3 protein-coding genes are annotated in these 6,618 nt (G+C 59.9%); 2 read left to right on the top strand and 1 reads right to left on the bottom strand.

Annotated elements, in window-relative coordinates:
• The first annotated feature begins 466 nt into the window (after positions 1-466).
• On the top strand, positions 467-739 hold the full coding sequence (locus I6F28_RS14280; protein WP_036013665.1) for a hypothetical protein: 273 nt from the start codon (positions 467-469) through the stop codon (positions 737-739).
• A 154-nt stretch (positions 740-893) separates the two neighbouring features.
• Here I6F28_RS14280 and I6F28_RS14275 read toward each other — a convergent pair whose 3' ends face one another.
• Positions 894-1,685 (bottom strand): Crp/Fnr family transcriptional regulator, encoded by a 792-nt coding sequence (locus I6F28_RS14275; RefSeq protein ID WP_036025682.1) that lies wholly within the window; start codon positions 1,683-1,685, stop codon positions 894-896.
• A 612-nt stretch (positions 1,686-2,297) separates the two neighbouring features.
• On the opposite strand from I6F28_RS14275, the gene I6F28_RS14270 reads away from it, so the two are divergent.
• Entirely contained in the window at positions 2,298-6,449 is a 4,152-nt protein-coding gene (locus I6F28_RS14270; protein WP_524536102.1) for a response regulator transcription factor, read from the top strand.
• Positions 6,450-6,618 lie beyond the last annotated feature (169 nt).

Below are 6,618 nucleotides of genomic sequence, written 5' to 3'. Positions count from 1 at the left end.
CGGGGGAGCCCCTGGCGGGGGCTCTGCTAAATCATCTCGCGCCGGAGGAGGGGCAGCCGGTGGCGGATCCGGCGGTAGCGGCGGGTCTGGCGGTGGCGGAGGCAGTGCGAAAGGGCCTTTCGCAACCGGCGGCAGCTCTGGAATTCCAAACGCAAGTGGTGGGCTCGATTGCGCAGAAGAAGACGAGGAAAAGCGCAAGGCCGAGTGTCCGGGAGCTAACACCAGGATTTCGAGTGCAGCCGAATCCAGCCGATAGCAGTCTTCTCAGCCCATGCGTGAGCCTGCGGCGCCGTACGGTTTGGCAGGGCTGGACCTTTCTTAAACTCCGGTCGAGTCGTCCCTTGTTGCACCGCCGCAGCGCGATTTGCGGTGTAAACACTGCCAAATGTTCATGCGATTGTGGTGAATTACATACTTTTCCTGACCTTATGCGACTTCTTCTCAAGACCTCGATCAGGAGCGTGTCATGAATATCCGCGTTCGAGCGGAGAGTCCTGCGGCGCTGCTTCGAGAACGTCTCGAGGCGCTGGTGGCAGAGCTTGCGGAACTTGAAAAGCTCAGAGAGCGGGTAGGTCGAGAGGAGAATCTTCAGCGCAAGCTGCGCAAGGCAGGCAGCGCCAACAACCCCGCTCGGACCGCGGGTGGGCCTTCCGGCTTCGCACAGGCAAAGCTCATGGCCATACCGCTCATTCGCAAGAAGTCGGGCTGTTGTGACGAGCGTCCCAAGGCGAGTGGATGACAGGAATTTTCGTCCATTGTTCGCTTCGGCCGGGAGCCGGCCGCAAAGTCGAAAGAAATGCCGCGCAGGATCGGACGTTTGCAGCGACCGAGCCTCGCGCGGTTTGCCGAATGGCGCGGGCAAATGCGGGGTGGTTCGCGAAAACGAACTGGTTCTAAGAGCCTGTCCCGGCTATTCGGCCGCCAGGCGAGCGGGAGGCGCTCCGCGCTGGAGGCCTATGAACGAGCCCGACCGTGCTCTGCGAGACGATCCGATCGATTCTGCGGCTCATGACCTTGTAGCATTCGCATGCCATGGCTTCGAGCCGCGGCCGATCGATTTCAAGCTGGCCACGTCGATTGGATCTTAGTGCTCTTGATGTCCGCATTGTGCTCACGACATGTGTGACGGTGGTGCGGCGGACGCCCAGCAATTCCGACAACGTTTCTTGGGTCAGCGGGAGGAGATCGCTGCCATTTGCCCGATCGTGAATGTGAAGCAGCCAGCGCGCCAAGCGGGCTTCGACAGAATGTAATGCGTTGCAGGCAGCCACGTGCTGGAGTTGCGTCAGCAACGATCTCGTGAACACTTGCACCATCGCTGCGACGGCGGGGCTGCAATGTTGCGCTGTCAGGAATTGCGCGGGCGAGATCTGCAGCGCGGTCCCGGCGATGCGAGCAACGGCCGTCACGGGCGAGTGGGAGGCGCCAAGCGCTGACGTGAGACCCACAGCCCCTTCATGGCCCACTATCGTCGTGGCGACCGTCTGCCCGTTCGGCAACTCCATGATAGTGGCTATCGCGCCGCTCAGGGGGAAGAGAAGATGTTCGATCCGATCGCCTGATCGGACGAGCACCGTATCGCGCTCGATCCCGATCTTCCGCAGATGAGGTGCAAGCAAAGCAAAATCCGCCGGCGGCAACGCTGCTAACAACCGATTACCAACCCTGGTCGCGTGGTCCATCATGGGATCAACCCCCCGACGGATGTTCGGCGCGAGAACTCATGCCGGCTCGTCAAGCTGCTGTCCGGCGTGCAGCTCAACAGCAGTCAACTGGCAACCACAGATATGGTTCCTGCGATGAAGGCCAGCACGCGCTGGTCCGCCATTCAAGGGACGGCCTGCGCCCGCGACTCCAGCTTGCGCTTATACGGACCTGTCGCGGACCTGCAATTGATGTCGTCGACTCGCCGACGGCAGCCTGCGCTGCGGCTGAACAGCATCCCAGCCAACGATCAGTCTCCGAACAGCTGATCGGCCTTGAGTTGTGAAGCGCGCCAGGCGCGGATCGCGAGCGCGCTCTGAAAGTCTCGTCTCAGGGGCGGACAATTTCCAAGATGGCGTTCTGGCCGCCGGGACCAATAGCGTTGGAATGACGGCCGTGAGCCGTTCGTGTGCCCCACTCGAAGCCCACCCAACGGCCTGGCGTCGCCGTACTGTTCGGCAAAAGGCTAGGACCTACGGCAAATGGGCACATTTGCACGTCAAATTCGCGATTTTAGATATGGTTAAACCGGATTAAATCTCTTTCTTTATTCTATTCGTTGTATTTTAATGACTTCACTCGGTCTCGGCTATATGCCGAAGGACATAGACGGCCGGGTCGAGGCAGAGTCCATGTTAGACACGTCTGCGAAAGAGCGGATACTCAAGCCCGTCCGGCTTGTGATCGTAGATCGACAGCCGATCGTTCTACGGGGGCTAGAGTCGATACTCGGGGCACAGCCGGACTTCGACGTCATCGCGTCGTGCAGCGACGGGACAAGCTGCATCCAAGCGATGCGGAATTTGACACCCGACGTTGCACTTCTTGCTGACACCCTGCCAGATCTAACGGCATCCGAGATCCTCGTCATTGCGAAAGCTGATCGGCTGCCCACGCGCCTGGTGTTCTTTACAGATTCCGACACGGACCACGATCTAACCTTGGCCATCGCTGCTGGCGCGTGTGATGCAATCGCGAAGCATGTTGCACCGGACGCTGTGCTGCGATCGCTGCGACTGATGACGAAGCGTAGCTTTTTGGAGCAGTCCGATCTCTCGCCAACCGTCGAGAAAACCGACAGCAGCAAAATCGACAACCTACTGGAGCTATTGACGCCGCGCGAACGTCAAATTGTACGACTGGTGTCAGAAGGAATGTCGAACAAGGAGATCGCGCACCAGCTAAACGTTTCAGATGGAACCGTTAAAGTACACCTGCACAACATATTTCAGAAGCTTGAAATAACCAACAGGACGGTGCTCGCCACCCTCGCATTGCTACAACGCCCGTCCGGGTTCGGAATGCTCTCGCTGGCTCTCCTGGCGGTCGCCATTGCGGACGAACTCAAGGCGTCGGAGGCAAACGACATGCTTCCGCATGACGACAGCACCGGCCCCGCGGTGGAGTATGCCGAATATGAGCTCTGGAAGCGAGCTATCCTCCGTCACGCCATCGTCGCGGATTCCGACGAAAAGCCGTCGCTCACTCAGAGAGGCGTTTTTGTCGGGGCGAGCCAAATCTCGACCGCGGCCTCGGCAATGGAAGCGCCTCGCACCGCTGAGCAATCCGCAGGCTCGAAATCGTGGAAGGACTACGGTTCTGTTGGATCAAGCACGCCCGGTTTGGCCACACCTTCCCTGCGAGGAATGAACGACGCGAAGATTGGAGGTGACTCCACCGAGGAACATCTATTCTCGCGGCTGACATCCAATCCGACTTTGATTCACGGAGGGTATGGTACTTTCGCCACCCTCACCGGTGCGTTGATCTACACACTCAGCGATCCCCATTTGGCATTGCCGTCGCATGACCCGGCCAAAGCGCCGCTCGACAGCTTCGTGGACGTTACCGGATACAATGCGGCCACCAAACTGGCTGCGATCACCAATGCCGACGATCATCATGTAGATGATTCAGTCCCGGGTTTCCTTGCGCAGGCTTCTCGCCTGCCTTCCGCGTTTGTGGCCGCTGAAAATGAAAGCGCCGCCGGAGAAGGCACTCGGGGCCACTCGAGTGATGGTACCGTAGGGGAGACTCTCCAAAAACTTGCCGGCCTCGTGCACTTCAGTCACGATGCCGGTAGTAGCGGATATAGCCACGATCAGCTGATGGGCGGCAACGTCACTGAAAACGTTGTTCATCGCGACCCGACCGATTCCAGTTCTACCTCTTCCGACTCTGTCTTCAACTTCGCGTCTGGGCCGAGCAGGATCAATCTTGCGGCTTTCGGAGCCCTTGCCAGGCTTCATATGACAGCAGCAAGCAAGTCCATACCGCCACACACCGTCGCTTGGATCTTCAACTCCACAACCAATGAAACGATCGTCTATGTGAATGCGACCGATCATGTTCTGGAGATCGGAGACCGCGACCTGTTGGAAATCCATCTGCCGGGAATTGTATCCATCGCAGAATCGGATTTTGTCGGCCAGCCGACAGCCGCGGCGGCCGCTCTCACGTTGGAGCAGCTCGAAGAAGCGCTGACATCCGTGATTGCAATCGAAGCTATTCTGAGTACCGACAGTGCCCATGCAAGTATCGGGACGAGAGAGAGCACATTCGGGACCGCTGGAGTTTGGGACAGTCTGGCTGATGCCGGCTTGAGGACTGAATTCGCGCCGGTCCGCACAACGGAAGAGAGCGTGGATGGGACCGAGGGGTCGGCTCGCATATCACCGATCGTGCTTGCTCATGCTGCAGCGGTAACGGAAGTTGAAAGTCTTACATTGAAGAGTCAGGGGAACGATGCAGGCACCGGCCCCAGCATCGCAGCGGCCGGTAGCGCGGGCGGCAGTAACTCACAGCATGTTCTGGAGCCATGGCCTGCAAAGGAAACAGGTGCGGAGCAGACGGACGGTGGCTTCATACCTGGGAGTGATGTCGGTGATGAGAACGAGCATCAATCCCCGGCTTCGGACCCTTCGAGAAGGTCAGGGAAGACGGCAGAAACAGGCAGCGCGGAACATGGCAAGCCGGTGCATTCAACCTCTAAAAGCGCATCGGAAGCAGCCGATTTTGGTGAATCGAGCCTCGCGACAGCGCACAGGGACGACTGCGAAGGGCCGCAGCACGCTCCCGAGCAAATGTCTGCAATGGCCGGCGCCAGAGATACGGCCGACGTGAAGTCCATACCGGGCAATCGCGCTGGCAAGGACAACGCGCATGATTCACCGGCTTCGGACGATTGGTCAGGGCCAGCAAAAGCGGCCGAACCAGGCGGCCGGGACCACAGCAACTCGCACGCGTCGGAGCGAGGGTCGGCAAAGGCAGCCACGGAGACGGCCGAAGCGAAGTCCATGCCGGACAATCGCGCCGGGAAGGACAACGCGCATGATCCACCGGCTTCGGACCGTTCGTCAGGGTCAGCGAGAACGGCCGAACCAGGCGGCCTGGACCACAGCAACTCGCACGCGTCGGAGCAAGGGTCGGCAAAGGCACCCACGGAGACGGCCGAAGCGAAGTCCATGCCGGACAATCGCGCCGGCAAGGACAACGCGCATGATTCACTCGCTTCGGACGATTCGTCCGGGCTAGCGAAAACGGTCGAACCAGGCGGCCTGGGCGCCAGCAACTCGCACGCGTCGGAGCGAGGGTCGGCAAAGGCGGCCACGGAGACGGCCGACGCGAAGTCCGTATCGGGCAATCGCGCCGGCAAGGACAACGCTCATGATTCACTGGCATCGGACGATTGGTCAGGGCCAGCAGCAGCGGCCGAACCAGGCGGTCTGGACGACAGCAACTCGCACGCGTCGGAGCGAGGGTCGGCAAAGGTGGCCACAGAGACGGCCGAAGTGAAGTCCATGCCGGGCAATCGCGCCGGCCAGGACAACGCGCATGATCCACTGGCTTCGGACGATTGGTCAGGGCCATCAAAAGCGGCCGAACCAGGCGGTCTGGACCACAGCAACTCGCGCGCGTCGGAGCGAGGGTCGGCAACGGCGGCCACCGAGACGGCCGAAGCAAAGGCGACACCGGGCAATGGCCTCGGCAATGACAATGAGCATCATTCCTGGACTCCAGCCTATACGCGCGAGTCAGCGAAAATGGCAGAGCCCAGCGGCGTGGAGCAGAGTAACAAATGGGGGCACTCGACCTCTGCTCACGGCCCGAAGGCTGACGAAAGTGTTGCAACGGCCGGTAGCGCGGATCGCGGTAGCACGCAAAACGTCGCGGAGCCGGAGCATGTAAAGGCGACAACCACCGAGTTGGCTGAAACTGTCTTCATGTCCGAGAAGAGTGTCGGTGAGGGCGACAATCATCGTGCACCGAACGCAAGCGCGTCGGCAGCAGTGGCCACGACAAAACTGGCTGACCTGCAGCATAGCAATTCAGGATACAATTCACACTCGGCCTCCGCAAAGGCATCAGCAGCAGCTGAAATTGCCGAATCGAGCGCCACAAAAGGCGATAGTGCAGGGAACGGAAACTCGCAGCACGCTACGCAACCTGCCGCAATCGCATCGGAGGCCGCACAGCCGGCTAAAGCTGCGTTCGAGACCGGCGGCGCCGATCAAGAGCGGGTGTTCCGCTTCGACAGCGACGCAACTCCTTTCACTCCCATCGTCACGATTGAACCTAGAGAGGTCCACATTCCGCTCGATCCACGCGCCAAGCCCGATCAGGCGGCCACCCTCGATATCCTCGTCAAAATCCTACCCAACGCACTGGACGATCCCGCGGCCAACCATGGCAATAACGGACCCCATCACGCCCCTGTAGCTGCGCATCATGACCTGCTGATTTGAAATGTTGCATTGTCTCGCGAGCAGGACGCAGGGCCGATGTTGAACAGCCTGCTCCGTATACTGGTCGGTTGATATGCGCCCCTTATGCATTGATAGTCCTCGATAACTCATTGAAATCGCAGTAAATGCGACCGCCCTCCGAGCGCACCACCTCGCGCTGCACGCCGCG

The sequence above is a fragment of the Bradyrhizobium sp. NBAIM14 genome (genome assembly GCF_020193895.1).
GTDB classification, from domain to species: Bacteria; Pseudomonadota; Alphaproteobacteria; order Rhizobiales; family Xanthobacteraceae; genus Bradyrhizobium; species Bradyrhizobium yuanmingense.
The sequence above is the reverse complement of the archived record's forward strand: the minus strand, read 5'-3'. Positions and strand labels throughout refer to the sequence as shown.